The organism is Solibacillus sp. FSL K6-1523 (assembly GCF_038005225.1).
Classification (GTDB): Bacteria; Bacillota; Bacilli; order Bacillales_A; family Planococcaceae; genus Solibacillus.
On the sequence record NZ_JBBOSU010000001.1, the window covers coordinates 1,796,774 to 1,814,824 of the forward strand.

Genomic DNA, 18,051 nt, shown 5'->3' on the forward strand with positions numbered 1-18,051 from the left:
AGTGGGAATATTATTTAACCGTCGTAGCGAACGGAAAACGAGAGCTGATACGATGCTATCCAATATGGGATTTTTTCTTAATGGTGATGAAACATCTTTGTTGGTAAATGGTTATACAAGGCTTTCCGATAATCCAGAAGTGCAAACGGCCGTCCATAAAATTTCAGACCTTATTTCATCAATGACTATTCATTTAATGGAAAACACAGATGATGGCGATGTACGTGTTAAAAATGCATTATCGCGGAAAATCGACATTAATCCATATTCATTAATGACACGTAAAACATGGTTATATAACATTGTTTATACGATGCTAATCGACGGACGAGGGAATAGTGTCGTTTATCCTAAAGTAGAAGAAGGATTAATTACAGATTTAATTCCGTTAGAACCATCGAAGGTATCGTTTTTTTCTACGGATAATGGTTATGCGGTCCGATATGGTTCAAGAGTTTATTACCATGACGAAATTTTACATTTCGTGCATAATCCAGACCCTGAAAAACCATGGCGTGGAAAAGGTTTGCAGGTTACTTTAAAGGATTTAGTTCACAATTTGAAACAAGCTGCACACACGAAAAAGAATTTCATGAGTGATAAATGGAAACCGCCTTTAATTATTGCGGTCGATGCGTTAACTGAAGAGTTGGCCAGTGATGAAGGGCGCGAGAAAATTCTTGGTAAATATATTTCTGATACGGACACAGGGATGCCTTGGGTAATACCGGCGGACTTAGTAAAAGTTGAACAAGTTAAACCCCTTACATTAAATGATCTTGCTATCAATGATGCAGTTGAATTAGATAAGAAAACTGTCGCTGGGCTCTTAGGAGTGCCGGCTTTTTTCTTGGGGATTGGTAACTATAGCAAAGATGAATATAACAACTTTATTAATACAACAATTTTGCCAATGGCTAAAGGTATTGAGCAAGTTTTAACAAAGGGACTGATCTACCAACAAAATTGGTATTTCAAGTTGAATCCACATAGTTTGTATGCCTATTCCATTACGGAAGTTTCCGCAGTATTTTCTGATTTATATGTAAAGGGCTTGGCTCCAGGTAATGAAGTGCGTGACAAAGTGGGAATGTCACCGTTACCAGGATTAAATCAATTGGTAATGTTAGAAAACTATATACCTGCGGATACAATTGGACTTCAAAAAAAATTAATACAAGGTGGTGAGAAAGATGAGTAAAGAGCGCGGTAGTTTAGTTCAAATTAGAAGTGCTACTAGTGATTTACAAACGCGTAATGAAAATGATGATGAATTTATTATTGAAGGTTATTTCTCCGTATTTAATCAAGAAGCGGAACTGTGGAGAGGTGCTTTTGAAGTCATTGCGCCAAGTGCTTTTAATGATACATTGAGCAATGATATTCGAGCTCTTATCAATCATGATCAAACCTTAGTTCTTGGTCGCAATAAATCTGGAACGTTGGAACTTAAAACCGATTCAAGAGGCTTGTGGGGAAAGATTCGTTTAAATGCAAAAGATACAGATGCAATGAATCTTTATGAACGCGTTAAACGTGGCGATGTGGATCAGTGCAGTTTTGGCTTTAATATTATCGACGAATCAACGGAATTCCGAGAAGATGGAACTGTTAAATGGACCATCAATAAAGCCGATTTACACGAAGTTTCAGTAGTGACATTTCCAGCCTATGAGAATACCGGAGTGCAAGCGCGTCACGCACAGTATGAAGAAATGCAAGAACGTAGGCTAGAACAACGAAAATTAGAAGTGAAAGGACGTTTGAACAAATGACATTAAAACAATTAATGATTAGTAAAAAAATCGAACAACGCCAATCTTCTTTAGTAGATTTAATGCTACGCGAAGAAGACTTTGAAAAGCGCAGTAAGGATTTAGAAACTTCTTTAGAAGAAGCTAAAACCGAAGAAGAAATTACTGTTGTAGAAAGCGCGATCGATGAACTGGATAAAGATAAGACCGATGTAGGTGAAAAAAAATCAACTTTAGAAGGTGAGATTGAAACATTAGAAAAAGAGCTTGAAGCATTAAATGCAAATGCTCCTAACAATCAACAACGTTCTAAAAATTTACCAAATCAAACAAGAGGTGAAGAGGGTATGAATCGTTTACAAGTACGTGAATTATTAAAAACAGGAGAGTATTATGAGCGTAGTGAAGTAAAGGATTTTTATGATCAGTTCAAAAATCTCCGTGCTGTAACAGGGGGAGAGTTAACTATTCCAGAAGTGGTAGTTAATCGAATCATGGATATTATGGGAGATTTCACAACGCTGTATCCATTGGTAGACAAAATTACTGTAAAAGGCACTACTCGTATTTTAGTAGATACAGATACAACAGCAGCTACGTGGATTGAGCAAAAGGCGGCAATCCCAGTTGGAGATGTTGGAACAATTACTGCAATTGACTTTGATGGTTTCAAAGTTGGTAAAGTGACGTTTGTTGATAATTATTTACTTAATGATTCGATTATCAATTTAGATGACTATGTAACTAAGAAAATCGCTCGTGCCATCGCGAAGGCGCTAGATATCGCAATTGTAAATGGAGAGGGTCCATCAAGTAAACAACCAACAGGCATCGTACCGTCACTAAAAACAGAACATAAAGTAGATGCAGAGGCAAATGAAAATTTAATTAAAAATACCGTTAAACATATCGGACTAATTGATGCTGGTGAAGATACAGTAGGGGAAATTGTTGCTGTAATGAAACGATCTACTTATTATAATCGTTTCCTTGAATTTTCGATTCAAGTGAATGCGGAAGGGAATGTAGTTGGTAAATTACCAAATTTAAAACAGCCTGACTTATTAGGCTTGCCAGTTGTATTTAACAATAGCTTGGCTGTGGATGAAGTACTGTTTGGTGAATTTGATAAATATACCCTAATTGAACGTGAATCCATTACTATTGACAATTCAGAGCACGTGAAGTTTGTTGAGGATCAAACTGCTTTCCGTGGAAAAGGACGCTTTGATGGTAAGCCAACAAATATTGATGCATTCGTATTGGTAACAATCAAAGATGCACCAACACCTTAATAAAATGAAAGGGTGAGAAACTATGAAATATCAAGTTATTAAAAGGTTCAAAGATACTCATGACGACGATCATATTTATGAAATTGGTGATAAATATCCACGTAAAGGTCGAGTGAATAAAGAACGAGCTTTATCGCTTTTAACTGAAAATAATAAATGTGGGGAGCCTTTTATTAAAGAAGTAGGTGAGGGGTAATGGACGTTGCATTACTGGATAATTGCTTGCAACTATTAAAATTAGATTTAGGTATCACACATAATTTGCGTGATGCCTATTTTAATAACATTTTAAAAACAGCCCTCATGGAACTTTCAAAAATGGGTGTGGATCTTTCGAAAGGTGATGTAGAAGACATTCAATTGATTGTTGATTATGCTGCATGGCAATATCGTAAGCGCCAGGAGGATGTAGGGCTACCACGTAACATAAAATTCCGAATAAACAATCGAGTAATACAAAAGGTAGGTGGAACAAATGCCAAGCCTTAAACAATCGAAAGGGAGCAATAAGCACGTATCACTAGATGATGTGTGTTTTTTGATGTCTTCCACAATTATTTTGGACGAATTGTTACAGGAAATCGAAACGTTTTTACCAGAGTTGGTTTATTGTAGTCGCTCAAGTATTGGTCAAAAGGAATTTACAGCAACTATGAAGGCTGGTCTTAAAGCTGAAATGACAATAATTATGAATCACGACGAATATGACGGTGAGAAGGAACTTGAATACAATCGTAAAACGTATTCTATTTATCGTACATTTGTCCGAGATGACGGAAACATCGAGCTGTATTGCGAGGTGCGTGTTGGTGGCAATTAACGTTAATGATTTAGCTGCAGAAATCAATCGACAACTAAGCTTATATGCGCGTCAAACGGAGGAAACGGTTGAAATGACCGCTGAAAAAGTGGCATCTGATGGCGTTGAATTGTTGAAAGCTAATTCACCTAAATCACCAGGTGGCGGTGATTACGCTAAAAGTTGGGATAAGAAAAAAGTCGGGAAAAAGTTGGTCGTCCATAATAAAAAACATTACCGATTAACGCATTTACTAGAAAAGGGTCATGCAAAAGTTGGTGGTGGTCGTGTGCCGGCTCGCGTTCATATTAAGCCTGTGGAAACGAAAATGATTAATAACTTTGAGGAAGAATTGCGAGGTGGGTTAAGTCGATGATCATGACAGAATTAGCTCAGGCGTTAAATAAATTTTATCCGACGCGTTTTTCACATTTCACCTCTAAACAGGAGCCACCATTTATTTGCTATATCGATACGGATTACGACAACATAAGCGCCGACAATAAAATAATTGTTGAAGGTGTATACATTGATATTGAGCTATATACCAAAACAAAGGATTTAATTGCTGAACGTAAAATTAAATCTTTTCTTAATGCAAATGAATTACCATACAGTCAAAGCCCTACGATTTTTATTGAATCGGAAGGGCTTTTTCAATGTATATTTTCAGTGGAATTAATACAAAAAATAAATTAGATGGAGGTCGATTACCATGAAAGAAAATAGATTAACTTACGGTTTAAAAAATGTGCACTACGCACCTTTTGAAATCGGAGCAGATGGTATTCCAGTGTTTGAAAAACCAATGAAATACCCAGGGGCAGTAGAAATCACGAATGATGCAAAAGGTGACGCGACAGAGTTCTTTGCGGATGATACAACTTATTTCGTGACAGTTTCAAACCAAGGGTATGAAGGAGCGTATACTGCAGCTGAAACGCCAGAGGATTTCCGAATTAAGGTACTAGGTGAAACATTAATCAATGGTTTATTGGTAGAGAAAACTTCAGCAAAAATCAAACCAGTAGCATTATTATTTGAGTTTGATGGTGATGTTAAAGCGACACGTCATGCATTGCTAAACGTAACATTCAACCGTCCAGGATTCGGCTCTAAAACAAAAGAATCCTCTATCGAACCAAATACAAAGGAATTATCATATATCGCTGCACCATTAAATGAACTTACTAAAATTTCGACAAGCGGCGTAACACCAGAAGAAATTTATAATAATTGGTTTGAAGAAGTTCAATATGAGGCTATGACAACAACTATCCCAACACCATAATAAAATATCAAGTTAGCCTTTCACAAAGATATAATGTGAGGCTATTTTTATAAAAAGACTTAAATATGGAGGGCGAAAAAATGGAAATCACTATCCCAATCGACGGTAAAAACATACCCTTTAAATCAAACGGAGCGGTTGCAAAACGTTATATGATGCAGTTCCAACGTGATTTGTTAAAAGACATTTTAGGGATGGGCGTTGTTGATATCGATTTTAAAGAAGCGACGGAATCCGAGCAAATCAAATGGATTCGCGACAATATCAACTTTGATATGTTTTATGACATTGCGTGGGTATACGCTAAAACGGCAAATCCAACAATTTCGGAACCAATTTCTTGGCTGGAAACATTCGATGAATTTCCGATTATGGAGATCGTTGAACCGTTACAAGAATTACTATTTAAAACAATGGGCACTAAAAAAAAGTAACAACGCCAGCTACTAAAGGCGATGGCATTTCAACTGAACAATTTTTAGTTTTATGTAGAGAAGCGGGATTATCGCACGACGATTTAGAAACGATGACCTTTGGTATGGCTCTTGATTATATCGATGAATATTACGAAATGAAAAATCCGAATAAGAAAAAGTCGAATACTCGTCAAGCTAGCCAGGCTGATTTTGACAACTTCTGATTTTATGAAAGCTCACGTATATCGTGGGCTTTTTCATTTGATGAAAATAGGTGGTGAAATAAATGGCAAGTGGAAATATCAAAGGGATTACGATTGATATTGGCGGTGACACGAAAGGATTAACGGAAGCTTTAAAAGATGTTAATGCTGAAAGCAAAAAAACCCAAAGCGAATTAAAGGAAGTTGAAAAAGCACTAAAATTCGATCCAGGTAATGTCGAATTAATCCGACAAAAGCAAGAATTATTAACGCAATCAATTCAACAAACATCTGATAAATTAGATACTTTAAAAACAGCACAATCACAAGTACAAGCTCAGTTTGACCGTGGCGATATTGGCGCTGAACAGTATCGTGCATTCCAACGCGAATTAACAAATACAGAAGCTGCATTGCGTGGTTACGAAAGTCAATTATCATCGATGGACAGTCAGCAAAACAACTTCACTCAAGCTCAACAGAAAATGCAAGCGTATATGAATGCAACTGGTAAATCCGCTGACGATTTATCGTCTGTAATTGGTACGCGTTTAGCAAGTGCGATTAAGAATGGTTCAGCTTCTGCAGATCAGTTGGAAATGGCGATAAACCGAATTGGACGGCAAGCGGGTCACACAGGTGATGATATGCAAGAGTTCCAACGCATATTATCGAGCGTTGGAGATAACGCAGATTTAAGTGGCGTCCGACATGATTTAATGCAAATTGGTCAAGCAGCTGATGAAGCAGAAAAGGATATTAGTGGATTAGGAAGTGCATTGGGTGGTTTAGCAGCTGGTGGTGGTATAGCAGGGACGTTCGCGGCAGCATTAGATGTTTCAAGTTTAAATACTCAAATTGAAATATCCATGAATCTAAATGAAGCTGATACAGCAACAGTCCGAAAGTCAATTATGGAAACTACAGCTGCTATTGGTGACGAAGAAGCTGCCTACGAAGGTGTACGCCGACAAATGACTTTGAATAAGGATACTTCAGCAGAAGTAAATGCCGAAATTATCAAAGGTGCCTCCACTATTGCGTACGCATACAAAGAAATCGATTTCAAGGAACTGATTCAGGAATCGCACGAAATCGGAAAAGAGTTAGGCATTTCTCAACAGGTAGCGCTAGGTTTAGTTAATGGATTGCTTGATGTTGGATTTCCACCTGAACAACTGGACATAATCGCCGAGTATGGAAGTCAACTAAAAATGGCAGGATACAACGCTGAACAAATTCAGGGAATCTTGGCAGCAGGGGTCGACACTGGAACTTGGAATATTGACATATTAATGGACGGATTGAAGGAAGGACGTATCGTTGCTGCTGAATTTGGTCAAGGTGTCGACGATGCAATGAAAGAGGCTATCAAAGGTACAACAATCAGCGCGGATAAATTAGAAAAATGGGGTAACGCAGTTGCTTCAGGTGGTCAAGATGGCGTAAAAGCGATGCAAGAAATGAACCAAGCATTGTCATTGATTGACGATGATACAAAGAGAAATGAAATTGGTGTAAAAATGTACGGCACGCTTTGGGAAGAACAAGGCGGTAAAATATCTCAAACTATTCAAGGTATGAATGAACATATACGAACTGCGGCACAAAATACTACTGAATTAAATAGTGATATGTCAGCTTTAGATTCAGACCCAGCCTATAAACTTTCCGTTGCGATAGGTAGCATCAAGGAAGCTTTAGCCCCGATGTTAGCGAGTCTAGGGGAATTGATAGCAAAAATAGCTACGTGGGCAACAGAAAACGTAACGTTAATTTCCGCCATTGTTGCTATTGGTACGGTTGTAGGGGTTTTAGTAGGCGCGTTTGCCGCACTTATGCCAGCCATAGGCGCACTCATAACCGCATGGCCCGTATTATTGGCAGGGTTTGGTGCTATTTCTGCACCGATAGCAATTGCGGTAGCTGCAATTGTTGGATTAGGAGCGGCATTCGTTGCATTATGGCGAAACAGTGAGACGTTCAGGGATAATTTAACGTCAATTTTCGAATCCATAAAAGCTGTTGCAGTAACGGTCTTTGAAACACTAGCATCATTTATCGGCGAAAAGATGGCGCAAATACAACAATTTTGGAATGAAAATGGAGCGCAAATTTTACGAGCTGCACAAAATTTATTCAATGGAATTTTAGCGGTAGTTGAATTTTGCATGCCGGCTATTCAATTACTAATCGATGTTGTGTGGGGTGCGATTAAAAACATTATCACAGGCGCACTCGATGTCATAATGGGTGCAGTTAAAATATTTAGTGGATTGTTTACAGGTGACTTCGGCAAAATGTGGGAAGGTGTAAAACAATTATTTAAGGGCGCAATTGATGTAATAATTGGTTGGATGTCACTAACATTTGTAGGTGGTATTCGCACACTTATCACAAACTTATCAAAAACAGTTCTAACAGCTATAAAAACCAAATGGACATCTGTTGTTGGATTATTTAAAAGTGGAGGTACCAATTCTGTTAACGCAGTCAAAAATATGGCTACCTCAGTAGTTTCATTTGTAAAAAATTTAGCGACAAATTTCGTGAATACAATTTCTTCTATGAAAAAAAACGTCGTTAACAAGATGACCGAAGTTAAAGATGGAATTGTAAATAAGGTAAAAGAAATTGATTTAGTACAAATCGGTAAAGATGTGATTAACGGATTAATTAAAGGGATTACTTCAATGACAAAAGCTGCAATTGAATCGATTACAGGTGTTGTTGATGGAGTATTGAATAAAGCTAAAAAAATGCTAGGGATTGCATCGCCGTCAAAAGTATTTAAGCAAATAGGTTTGTGGACCGGTGAGGGTATGGCTATCGGTATCGATGGTTCGAGCGATAAAGTAAATCAAGCGATGGAAAATATCGGCGATGGCATTTTAGCTGTATCAGACTCGTATCAAAAGGAATACTCAAATTTAATCGATGAATTTAACAAAAAAAATGAAGATAAGAATGATAAAACGTTAGAAAAAATATATAAAATACAAAACAACGCAGCAAAAAAGAAACGTAAATTGACAAAGTATGAATTACAAGAAATTGCTTTGTTAGAAGCTTCCTATAAGGATTCTAAATATAAATCAGAAGCCGACTTTAACAAAAAATATCAAGCTTTGGTTGAAAAATCCGAAAAGGAATATCTTGAAGTAATAAAAAAACATGTAGACGATAAAAAGTCGTTAGAACAATTATCATTGCTAGACGAAGCAGCTATTTGGGAACAGTCACTTGAATTATTTGCAGAAGGAACGAATGAACGTATCAAAGCCCAGCAGGAATATAAAAAGGCTGTAGGAGCTGTTAACAAAGAGATTACAACTATCAATGCTGAATATTCAGGGCAAGTACAAAAAATTAATGAAGATTTAATTAAAAGTGAAGAAGCGTTAAACAAAGCATATGAAGATGCAGTTACCAAAAGACAAAGTTCACTTGTTAATTTTAAAGGCACATTTGATGAGTTTAGATTTGAAATGGATAAAACAGGCGAAGAATTAATGACAAACCTACGCTCACAAGTCAACGCTTTTGAGGAATGGCAACGTCAAATTGATATGTTAACAGACAAAGCAATTAATGAAGGGTTGCTAGCAGAATTAAAAGAAATGGGTCCTAATGCGCTTCCACAATTGATTGCGCTTAATAGTATGACAGATAGTCAACTAACGGAATACAGTGATCTTTATGCAAAAAAATCAAGATTAGCCAGAGAACAAGCAGAAAAAGAATTGATAGGTATGAACGAAGATACCGATAAGCAGATAAAAGGTTTGCGCGATACAGCTAATAAGCAATTAGATGGCTTGCAAATGGAATGGAATACAAAGATTAAATCATTAACTGAATCAACAGATACAGAACTATCGAGTTTGGAAAAAATAGGTAGAGATGCAGGGAATGGTTTACTACAAGGTTTATCTTCCACGGCGGATTCTATTCAAAAGAAAGCGCTAGAAATTGCAGAGTCAGTGAGTAATACTATTGCAGACGCATTGAAAATTAAATCTCCTAGTCGCGTTACAATGGGGTTTGGTGTCAATGTCAATGAAGGTTTAATAAAAGGTATTGAGCAGTCTCAAAACAAGTTGCAAAATGCTATGGATAGTGTGTACGGCTCGTTATCTAGTAGTGCTGAAAAGTCCCAAAATGTTAATCTTCAAAAACAAACAGCTGCAGTCACAAAAACAACTAGTAATTCAATGCCTGTTACAGTTGAACTGAACTATTCAGGGTCGTCTCCAATGCAGGATGTAATGGCCATGGTTGACATTATAGAACGTGAATTAACAAATCGATTCAACAATCAACTACGATTACAGGGGAGTAAGGGGGGATAACATGATAGTTACAAATTTAATGGGAGAATCAGAATTATTGGTTGATTTTAATAATTTGAAACGTGTAAGGAAAGTGAATGGGGACTATTCGATATCGTTTGTTCTTATTAAAACAGATAAGAATAAGCACTCCTACAATCTTGTGGAGGACGAAAGCATAATTGAATATGACGGACAAGAATATCGAATAAAAGATGTGACGGAAATACTGCTGGGTGACACCCCTGTAAAAACAGTACAAGCCTATCACATCTTTTTTGATTTAGTTGATACGCACAAATATGGTTTTCTTATAAACACCCAAACCATTCAAACGTGTTTACTATTTGCATTAGAAGGTACGGGTTATACCTTTGATGTAATCGATTCATTCGGTAATGTATCATTCGAAAAATTTGGGGAAGATAATTCCTTGTCTCTTGTGCAAACCGTTCTAAACACATTCGGTGCCGAAATTAAATTGGATAATAAACACCTTAGCTTTTATCGTCAAATCGGTATAGATACCGAGGTGCAAATTCGCTACGGCTATAACATTAAATGGTTAGAGAAAAACGTTAATACAAATAATTTATCCACTAGAATAAAAGGGTACGGAAAACAAAACGATGACGGTTCGTATGTAACTACAGCAGAATATATTTCACCAAACGCTGCTATTTACGGACTACGAGATGCTCCCCCCATCTATGACGAACGTTACACCATACAGTCAGAATTACTAGAGAGAATTAAATCCGAGTTAATTGACGAACCACAAATCGCTTTTAAAGTAGATGCGTTAGAGTTAAAAGAAATAGGTGTATTAACCGAACAATTAAACGAAGGTGATAGAGTATTCGTTATCTATGAACCTTTAGCGGTAGATTTAGATGCCCGAGTATTAGAAATAGTAGACTACCCTAAGTCTTCTACACCTGCTCAATATACATTTGGAAATTTCCAAAATAGCTTTATACGAGAAGTTGCTGATTTCCAAAAAACTAAAGATCGCATTGACGGTATTTTCGATGGAACTGAAAGATTGCCGTATAATGTCTTGCCTAACGCAGTAAAGAAAGCGACAGAGTCTTTGCAGTCTGCGGAAACACAACTAATTTTTGAGAACGGAATTATCGCGGTGAACCCGAGTAATCCCAAACATCTTGTATTGTTTAACAGTAATGGTATTGGGATTAGTAGGGATGGTGGAGCGAGTTTCAGCGAAGCTATAACAGCAGATGGATTTGTTTTATCGGCAGGGGCAATTGGCCAATTAAACGCTAATAATATCACCGTTGGAGCTGGCAGTAATTTTGAAATGGGCTATAACCCGAAAGATTCTAGCGATCAATTAGAAATGTGGAAGTATCCTGGAACGACAATGATAAATGGTGGTGAAATACACACTAATTCCATTACAACAAATAAATTATTAGCTGGTTTGTTAGTGGGCTTTACGATACGTACAAGCGTGACTACAGATGTCCCTCATGTAGAATTAACAAAAGATGAAATTACAATCGGTAACGGTGATAGGGTAATCAGGATTAAAGCTGGTGATGGCACAAGTGGCGGTCAGGGTGGACCGATAATGCACTTCATTGATGGAGACGAACATGCATTATCCGAAATGTATCAAAGTGACGACACCTTTAGGATAGCTGCAGATAAGTTGATTCTAGCTGGCATTAATGAAACTGAAGTAGCGGGAGATTTAAATGTAATTGGCGCTAAAAATGCATCTGTACCTACATCCATAGGTAACGTAAATGTAAGTGCATATGAAACGGCAGAATATTACTTTGGCGATATTGGTCGGGGTGAAATTGTGGAGGGCAAGTGCACGATTGAAATCGAGTCATTGTTTAAAGAAACAGTCAATACGAATATTGATTATGAAGTTTTTCTCACTCCTTACGGGCGTGGGATTATTTTCGTTGACGAAATGTTGAATGACCGATTTATCGTAAAAGGAGACGATATTCTATTTGCTTATGAAATCAAAGCGAAGAGGAATGGATATGAAACAGTGCGCTTAGAGTTAAGTAATAAAAGTGAGGTGAATGATTTTGTATAAGATGATTCGAAAGGATAAAGATGGAAACATCGAAGTTTTTTACGCTAATTTACAAACGAAACAACTATTAGATAGTGAGAGGAAAAAAGAAAGGCGATTGAACGCTCTTATTCATTTGCCTGATAATACAAAGAAAGCACTCCGTACACGGCAAAGAGTAGCAAGTGAATTGCGTAGAATGAAGATCGCTAGAAAAGAGTTATTATCATGATTATCGAACTTTTAAATGGCATCCGGATAGATGTGGAAGAAAAATATGGGTTAAAGCGATTGTTTCACCGAATTCCCTCTTTAACGGTCGAACATCTAACCGAGGCGGTAGAGGCTAGAGGGGATTTGATTATAGGGACTGAGTTTAATCAACGCAATATTACGGTAACGCTATTATATTTCGTTAACGATATATGTAGCTATGACCTTCTACGAGACGAATTGAATGCTCTCTTGGTACGAAACGAACCATTTTATATTATTTTTAAACGGGAGCACTGGAAGCGTTATAAAGTACGTTTAGCGCAACAACTTGAAATGGAACCGAATAACAAAGCTGAAAGTTTTGATGTTTTGTTTAGAACAGAAAACTTGTTCGGGGAATCTATTGGTACGTCTTTAGATTTACAGAATAAAGATAACTGGGATTCGGATTTATGGGGGTTTGGTGCAGGTATTGATTATGATACAAAATATCAATATACGTTCAATAAAAATGACTTCATAGTGAAAAACATTGGCAATCAAACAATTAATCCTCGACAATCTGATTTTGACATAATTCTTAAGGGGAGGTTTAGTAATTATGTGCAAATAACTAACCATACCACTGGAGATGTATACAGGTTTAATGGTAATTTGACCTCTACAGATACATTACGACTGACAGGTATACGGACGTTAAAAAATAGTTTAAGTCGTTTTAGGGATACGAATCACAATATATTAACATTGGCCCCAGGAGATAACCGTATAACCGTGGAAGGCGGAACAGTAGAAAGTATGAATTTTGATTTTAGATTTCTATATAAATAAGAGGTGAGAAGATGACAATTTTAAATCAGATCGCATCAAATTGGTCCCGAGTTGAACGGGAAAAGTTAAATGATAACTGGACGATTATAGAAATATATCTATCCAATTTACAAGGTCAGATAAATTATCTAACTGGTGAAATAGATATAAAAGCGCTTATTGATCAATTAAATGAGATATTTAATCAAGGGAATACTATAATTGCTGATTTAGAAGCTGCATTAAATGATGCTACGACAGTTATTGATGATGCACAAAATGCGACTACCGATGCAAACAACGCTGCTCAAAATGCTTTGGCTGCAATCAACGATATTCAAAATATGTTAGATAATTTTCAAACTAAAGGAACATACGATAACGAAACTGTATACTACAAAAATAATAGTGTTCTTCACGAAGGTAGTTCATACATTTATACAAATGACACACCTAATAAGGGGAATCCACCACCAAATTATCCTATAGTATCCAATGGGTATTGGCATATGACGGCTGCTAAAGGAACGAGTGGTTCCGGCGCAGTATCAAAAGTTAATGGAAAAGAACCGAATGGTGAAGGAGAAATTACCTTAACTCCAAATGATATTGGCGCGGCAAGTAGTACAGATTTGACCTCACTCGAAGAAGCAGTTACTACGCATTTGGAAGATGTTGTGCAAAAAGTGACGGTTGACGATTTACCGATGTCAGGTATCGTATCTGCACATCGAGGCGGAGGGGCTACTGGCTATCCGTATTCTCCTGTTGCAGCAGATGGAGGATTTAGTGGCTACGATATGGCGATAAGGCTAGGAGCGCATATAATTGATGTCGATTATCGTACAACAGCAGATGGCGTAATGATTGCTATGCATGATACAACAGTGGATCGCACTACGAATGGTGCAGGGTTAGTTTCTGACCATTTATCTAGTGCATTACCTAATATTGAAACCTCACGATATTGCGGAATGGGGTGGGCTGATGAACCGATACCAACAATTGAAGAAATTTTAATTCGCTATGGTGGTAGAGTAATTATCACTATTGAAGCTAAAGAGGGAGTACCTTCTGTTGAGCCGTTAGCAAGCTTAATAAAAAAATATAAGCTTATAGATTCAGTATTCATTAATACACATTTACCCGCCGTTGCAACTGAAATTGTAGCTCAAGGGTGTATTGCTCATGTATGGGGGTGTGATACTGTACAAAAAGTTAATGATGCAGCAACAGCTAGTGCATGGTTAATTGAGGTTCCTCATAATGCATCAACTGAAATTGTAAATGCAGCATTAAATTCGTCTATCAAACGAATTATCGCGGGTCCCGTTTGGTTTAGATCGCAGGTAGATGGTATGACAAATGGCATTATGGGACACGTTACAGACGCGATTGGTATGACTAATAGAAAAACAGGAGATGCCCCTTTAGTTAAGTCGATTGTACCTTCCTTAAAAGCAAATAAAGTCGGTGTTGGTTGGAGAACAAGAGGTATTTGGAAAGTTGAAAACCAAAAAATCGTAAACCATGGTCGGGGCGATTTAACAACGTCAGAACATCAATGTGTATATTTTGGTGACTTATCTGGTGCTAGGGAAGCCACTTATACTATCTTATTTAAGGTTGTATTGCCTCAAACTATGATAGGTAAAGCTTCTGGCATGCGCTTAAGGGTTTGTTGTTTAATTGCTGACGGTAATGGATGGGATGCTGACACTGACGGTTATGTATGTAATATTCGAGGAAATGGGCAAATGAATCTTTGGAAGTCTAATGGATCATTTGGAAGTGGTATTTTGCTGGGACAGACAACAACCGACCAACCTGTTTCAGCAGGCGTCGAATATACAGTAATGATAAATGTTACACCTACTACAATTACAATGACAAGAGAAGACACTGGTCAAAATATTGTAGCTGTTGACAGCACTTATCGAGGTGATCATATTTATTTATGGTCAGCAGGTGGAGACACAGAATTAGTAGGTGCAGCAGTTACAGATATAACTATAACTGCTTAAAAATATACGTTGTCCAACCTTGATTTAAGGTTAGCAACGTGTATTTTATTTCTTGATATTATTTAAATATTTTTGTGTATTTAAAGCTCATAATTTTCTTGAACGGCCATTCTAGCGGTTTTAATGCCAGCATAAGAGTTAGCGGTACTGATAGAAGGATATATAGTTTTAGCCAATGTCCATTTGATACAGATTTCAACGTTTCTTCTACATTGAAATAATGGAGAAGGGAGATGCAAATCATATGTAAAAAGAATATTTGTAATGTGCGCTCACCGATAACGGTGAACCCAAATTTTTTATTTGGCATAATAGACATTATTGCTAATGCTAAAATAGCGGCTAAAATATAAAAGAAGGACCTGTAAAACCCACCAAATACAGATTGATTCATTACTTCATATGAATTTCGACCTGTTAGGAAACCTCTGAACTGATAAATTTCTTGAATGTTTATGAATATAAAAGAGATTAGAGATAACAAGAAAACAATTGAAAAATATTGAACTGATTTCCTGTTAATTATTTTCATTAAGTCAATACTAGTGAAATAGTATCCTAGTAAAAAGAAAGGAAAATAAACAATAATTCGGGATATTACAAGATAGTCAATTGCATACGAATCATAACCAATAATTAAGCCTAGCAAAATTGAAAATGAAAGTAAGTACAATGGTTTAATATTTTTTAATAAATAAGTTAGGCATATCCAAGCTGCCATAGCAAACATATACCAAGGTACGTTCCCTTCGTTAAAGGTATTAAAATTAATATCTTTTAGGAAAAGATACTTATCTATTAAAAATAGCGAAATCTTTAATAGGAAAAACATTATTAAATAAGAAAATACTTTTTCTATTTTTAATCTGGCTCCATCAATAGTTGATTTGATAAATAGACCAGATAAAAATATAAATAATGGCATATGGAATATGTAAATAAAGAAAAATAAAAATTTCATATCATCCGAGATACTGACGTAATAATCAGCCATATGTCCAAGAACTACTAAAAATATTAATAATGCTTTGGTGTTATCTAGTTTGTAATTTCTTTCTTTGTTCATTTAATAACCTCCATTTGATTATGTTGTTCATTTTAAAGGATATGTAAATGAAATGGAACGGATATTTAAATATTGAATGTAAGTCCCAAAATGAGTAGTAACTCGCATGAAAGTAAAATAACGAAAATGTATTAAAACGCAGTCAAATGACTAGCATTATTTTTCATGGCAAAAAAGCTGTCAGTCCTGTATTTTCTAATTGCTATACAATCGAATTAGAGGAGACAGGAAGGAGGGGTATTCACATGAAAATAAGAAGTGTAGAGCTATTAGAAAGTTATTTCAATGGGTTCGATTTAGAAGAAAAGAATGTCATTTTAACGTTGGCTTTAATTAATTTTTACGAGAAAGAAGGCTATAATAACACCGAAATTGAAGAGCTATTTATTCAAGCGAAATCTGATTTTTTTAATTACAAAGATAAAAATAGTTAATAGTATTAAACACTCTCAATTGAGAGTGTTTTTTATATGCATTGTGTACGCAATCGAGACGGGCAATTACCCACAAAGTAGTTTCTCGACGCGTCTCACAGCGCAGTAATTTTTAAATGAAACGATAATCCCAAGCGTTTGGGAATTCGAAGGATGCGTCAATATGGCGTGTCCTTTTTATTATGAAAAAGGAAGTGTTGTAATGGAAAAATGGATTGCTGCAGTAAGTGGAATGATTGGCACAATCGTATCTTATTCTGTGGATGGCTTAGGAATGGCAGTGACTGTACTCATTGGATTCATGGCTATTGATTATGCAACGGGTATTATGAGTGGCGTAATCAATCAAAACTTAAATAGTCGTATCGGTTTCAACGGTATCATACGCAAGATTTATTATTTGATGTTAGTTGGATCAGTATATTTGCTAGCGTTGGTTGTACCTGGGATTGAGTATGCAGGTGATGGTGCTGCCATTGCATTTTGTGTGCTTGAATTTATTAGTATTACTGAAAACGGTACAAAGATGGGCTTACCTACACCGAATTTTATAAAAAATATTTTATCTATTGTAAAAGATAAAGCAGGGGAAGGAAGTACAAAATGACAAAACCAACAGAAATCGAATTACATGTAGGTCATTACGGTGATGGCACAGGTGCGCATGGAATTGTTGATGAAGTTAAATATGCCCGTAAATTTATCAAGAGGATTTATGATATTTTGGTGGCTAATAAAGTGCCTGCGACGTATTACGAGGATAAAACTTCAAAAAATCAGACTCAAAATATTAATAATTTAATCGCTCACCATAACAAGGATCGTAACGGTCTTATTGTGAGCGGGCACTTAAATTCAACTAGTCCTTTAACTGATCGGCCAATTGGAGTGGAAGTGCTGTACAGTACTCAAAAAGATTTAGCGATTAAGATAGCAAAAGTAATGAGTGACGTTTCTGGATTGGCAAATCGCGGTGCAAAATACCGGGATAACATTGGTGTATTGACGAGAACATATGAACCGAGCATTCTGATTGAATTTGGATTTGTTAATAGCCGTAAAGATGTTGATTTGATGGACAAACATTTCGAGGTTCTTTGCCAAGCGATTGCAGAAGTTTTAGCGGTAGCTATTGGTCACACTATCAAACCACATTCAAAGGAGGAAACATCGATGGTACAACAATTATTAAATGCAACAGGTCGAAATGAAATACGTGAAATGCTAAAAAAAGCACGTAGAGCAAAGGTTATTGATGCAGCGTTTCATACTGACGAAAAAATTGCTAAATATAATGATATCGAACTACTTAGCTATCAAGCTGCTGTGATTAATCGTACATTTAATTAAATA

General features: G+C 36.5%; 18 protein-coding genes. 17 read left to right on the plus strand and 1 reads right to left on the minus strand.

Annotated features, from left to right (window positions below; all coding sequences use genetic code 11):
* The first annotated feature begins 1 nt into the window (after position 1).
* From MHI10_RS08475 to MHI10_RS08540, 14 genes are all read left to right on the plus strand, one after another.
* Positions 2-1,201, plus strand: a complete 1,200-nt coding sequence (locus MHI10_RS08475) for a phage portal protein (protein WP_340784644.1) — start codon at positions 2-4, stop codon at positions 1,199-1,201.
* Positions 1,194-1,775 (plus strand): HK97 family phage prohead protease, encoded by a 582-nt coding sequence (locus MHI10_RS08480; RefSeq protein WP_340784645.1) that lies wholly within the window; start codon positions 1,194-1,196, stop codon positions 1,773-1,775. The genes MHI10_RS08475 and MHI10_RS08480 overlap by 8 nt, the downstream gene beginning before the upstream one ends.
* Positions 1,772-3,049 carry a phage major capsid protein gene (locus tag MHI10_RS08485; RefSeq protein ID WP_340784648.1) on the plus strand — a complete coding sequence of 426 codons (1,278 nt, stop codon included), beginning with the start codon at positions 1,772-1,774 and terminating at the stop codon, positions 3,047-3,049. The genes MHI10_RS08480 and MHI10_RS08485 overlap by 4 nt, the downstream gene beginning before the upstream one ends.
* Before the next feature lie 22 nt (positions 3,050-3,071).
* Positions 3,072-3,245, plus strand: a complete 174-nt coding sequence (locus MHI10_RS08490; RefSeq protein ID WP_340784650.1) for a hypothetical protein — start codon at positions 3,072-3,074, stop codon at positions 3,243-3,245.
* A complete protein-coding gene (locus MHI10_RS08495; RefSeq protein WP_340784652.1) occupies positions 3,245-3,538 on the plus strand; it encodes a hypothetical protein in 294 nt (97 codons plus the stop codon). Before MHI10_RS08490 ends, MHI10_RS08495 begins: the two co-directional genes overlap by 1 nt.
* Positions 3,525-3,869, plus strand: coding sequence for a hypothetical protein (locus MHI10_RS08500; RefSeq protein WP_340784653.1), 345 nt, complete (start codon positions 3,525-3,527; stop codon positions 3,867-3,869). Before MHI10_RS08495 ends, MHI10_RS08500 begins: the two co-directional genes overlap by 14 nt.
* Positions 3,859-4,224, plus strand: a complete 366-nt coding sequence (locus tag MHI10_RS08505; RefSeq protein WP_340784655.1) for an HK97 gp10 family phage protein — start codon at positions 3,859-3,861, stop codon at positions 4,222-4,224. Before MHI10_RS08500 ends, MHI10_RS08505 begins: the two co-directional genes overlap by 11 nt.
* Positions 4,221-4,547, plus strand: coding sequence for a hypothetical protein (locus tag MHI10_RS08510; protein ID WP_340784656.1), 327 nt, complete (start codon positions 4,221-4,223; stop codon positions 4,545-4,547). Before MHI10_RS08505 ends, MHI10_RS08510 begins: the two co-directional genes overlap by 4 nt.
* 16 nt (positions 4,548-4,563) lie before the next feature.
* Positions 4,564-5,139, plus strand: a complete 576-nt coding sequence (locus MHI10_RS08515) for a major tail protein (protein ID WP_340784657.1) — start codon at positions 4,564-4,566, stop codon at positions 5,137-5,139.
* A gap of 80 nt (positions 5,140-5,219) precedes the next feature.
* Positions 5,220-5,573, plus strand: a complete 354-nt coding sequence (locus MHI10_RS08520) for a hypothetical protein (RefSeq protein WP_340784658.1) — start codon at positions 5,220-5,222, stop codon at positions 5,571-5,573.
* Positions 5,574-5,841: 268 nt separating this feature from the next.
* Positions 5,842-10,110: a hypothetical protein gene (locus MHI10_RS08525; RefSeq protein WP_340784659.1), complete on the plus strand. Its 4,269-nt coding sequence runs from the start codon at positions 5,842-5,844 to the stop codon at positions 10,108-10,110.
* Position 10,111: 1 nt separating this feature from the next.
* Positions 10,112-12,169, plus strand: coding sequence for a phage tail protein (locus tag MHI10_RS08530; RefSeq protein WP_340784660.1), 2,058 nt, complete (start codon positions 10,112-10,114; stop codon positions 12,167-12,169).
* Between the two features lie 207 nt (positions 12,170-12,376).
* The gene (locus tag MHI10_RS08535; protein WP_340784661.1) at positions 12,377-13,195 is read left to right on the plus strand and encodes a distal tail protein Dit; all 819 of its coding nucleotides are present in this window, start codon (positions 12,377-12,379) and stop codon (positions 13,193-13,195) included.
* An 11-nt stretch (positions 13,196-13,206) separates the two neighbouring features.
* Positions 13,207-15,198: a glycerophosphodiester phosphodiesterase family protein gene (locus tag MHI10_RS08540; protein ID WP_340784662.1), complete on the plus strand. Its 1,992-nt coding sequence runs from the start codon at positions 13,207-13,209 to the stop codon at positions 15,196-15,198.
* A gap of 58 nt (positions 15,199-15,256) precedes the next feature.
* Here the strand turns inward: MHI10_RS08540 and MHI10_RS08545 are convergent, their stop codons facing one another.
* Positions 15,257-16,264, minus strand: coding sequence for an acyltransferase family protein (locus MHI10_RS08545; protein WP_340784663.1), 1,008 nt, complete (start codon positions 16,262-16,264; stop codon positions 15,257-15,259).
* A 245-nt stretch (positions 16,265-16,509) separates the two neighbouring features.
* Here MHI10_RS08545 and MHI10_RS08550 point away from each other — a divergent pair, with 245 nt between their 5' ends.
* From MHI10_RS08550 to MHI10_RS08560, 3 genes are all read left to right on the plus strand, one after another.
* The gene (locus MHI10_RS08550; protein WP_340784665.1) at positions 16,510-16,698 is read left to right on the plus strand and encodes a hypothetical protein; all 189 of its coding nucleotides are present in this window, start codon (positions 16,510-16,512) and stop codon (positions 16,696-16,698) included.
* Positions 16,699-16,900: 202 nt separating this feature from the next.
* Positions 16,901-17,305 (plus strand): phage holin family protein, encoded by a 405-nt coding sequence (locus tag MHI10_RS08555; protein ID WP_340784666.1) that lies wholly within the window; start codon positions 16,901-16,903, stop codon positions 17,303-17,305.
* On the plus strand, positions 17,302-18,048 hold the full coding sequence (locus tag MHI10_RS08560; protein WP_340784668.1) for an N-acetylmuramoyl-L-alanine amidase: 747 nt from the start codon (positions 17,302-17,304) through the stop codon (positions 18,046-18,048). Before MHI10_RS08555 ends, MHI10_RS08560 begins: the two co-directional genes overlap by 4 nt.
* Positions 18,049-18,051 lie beyond the last annotated feature (3 nt).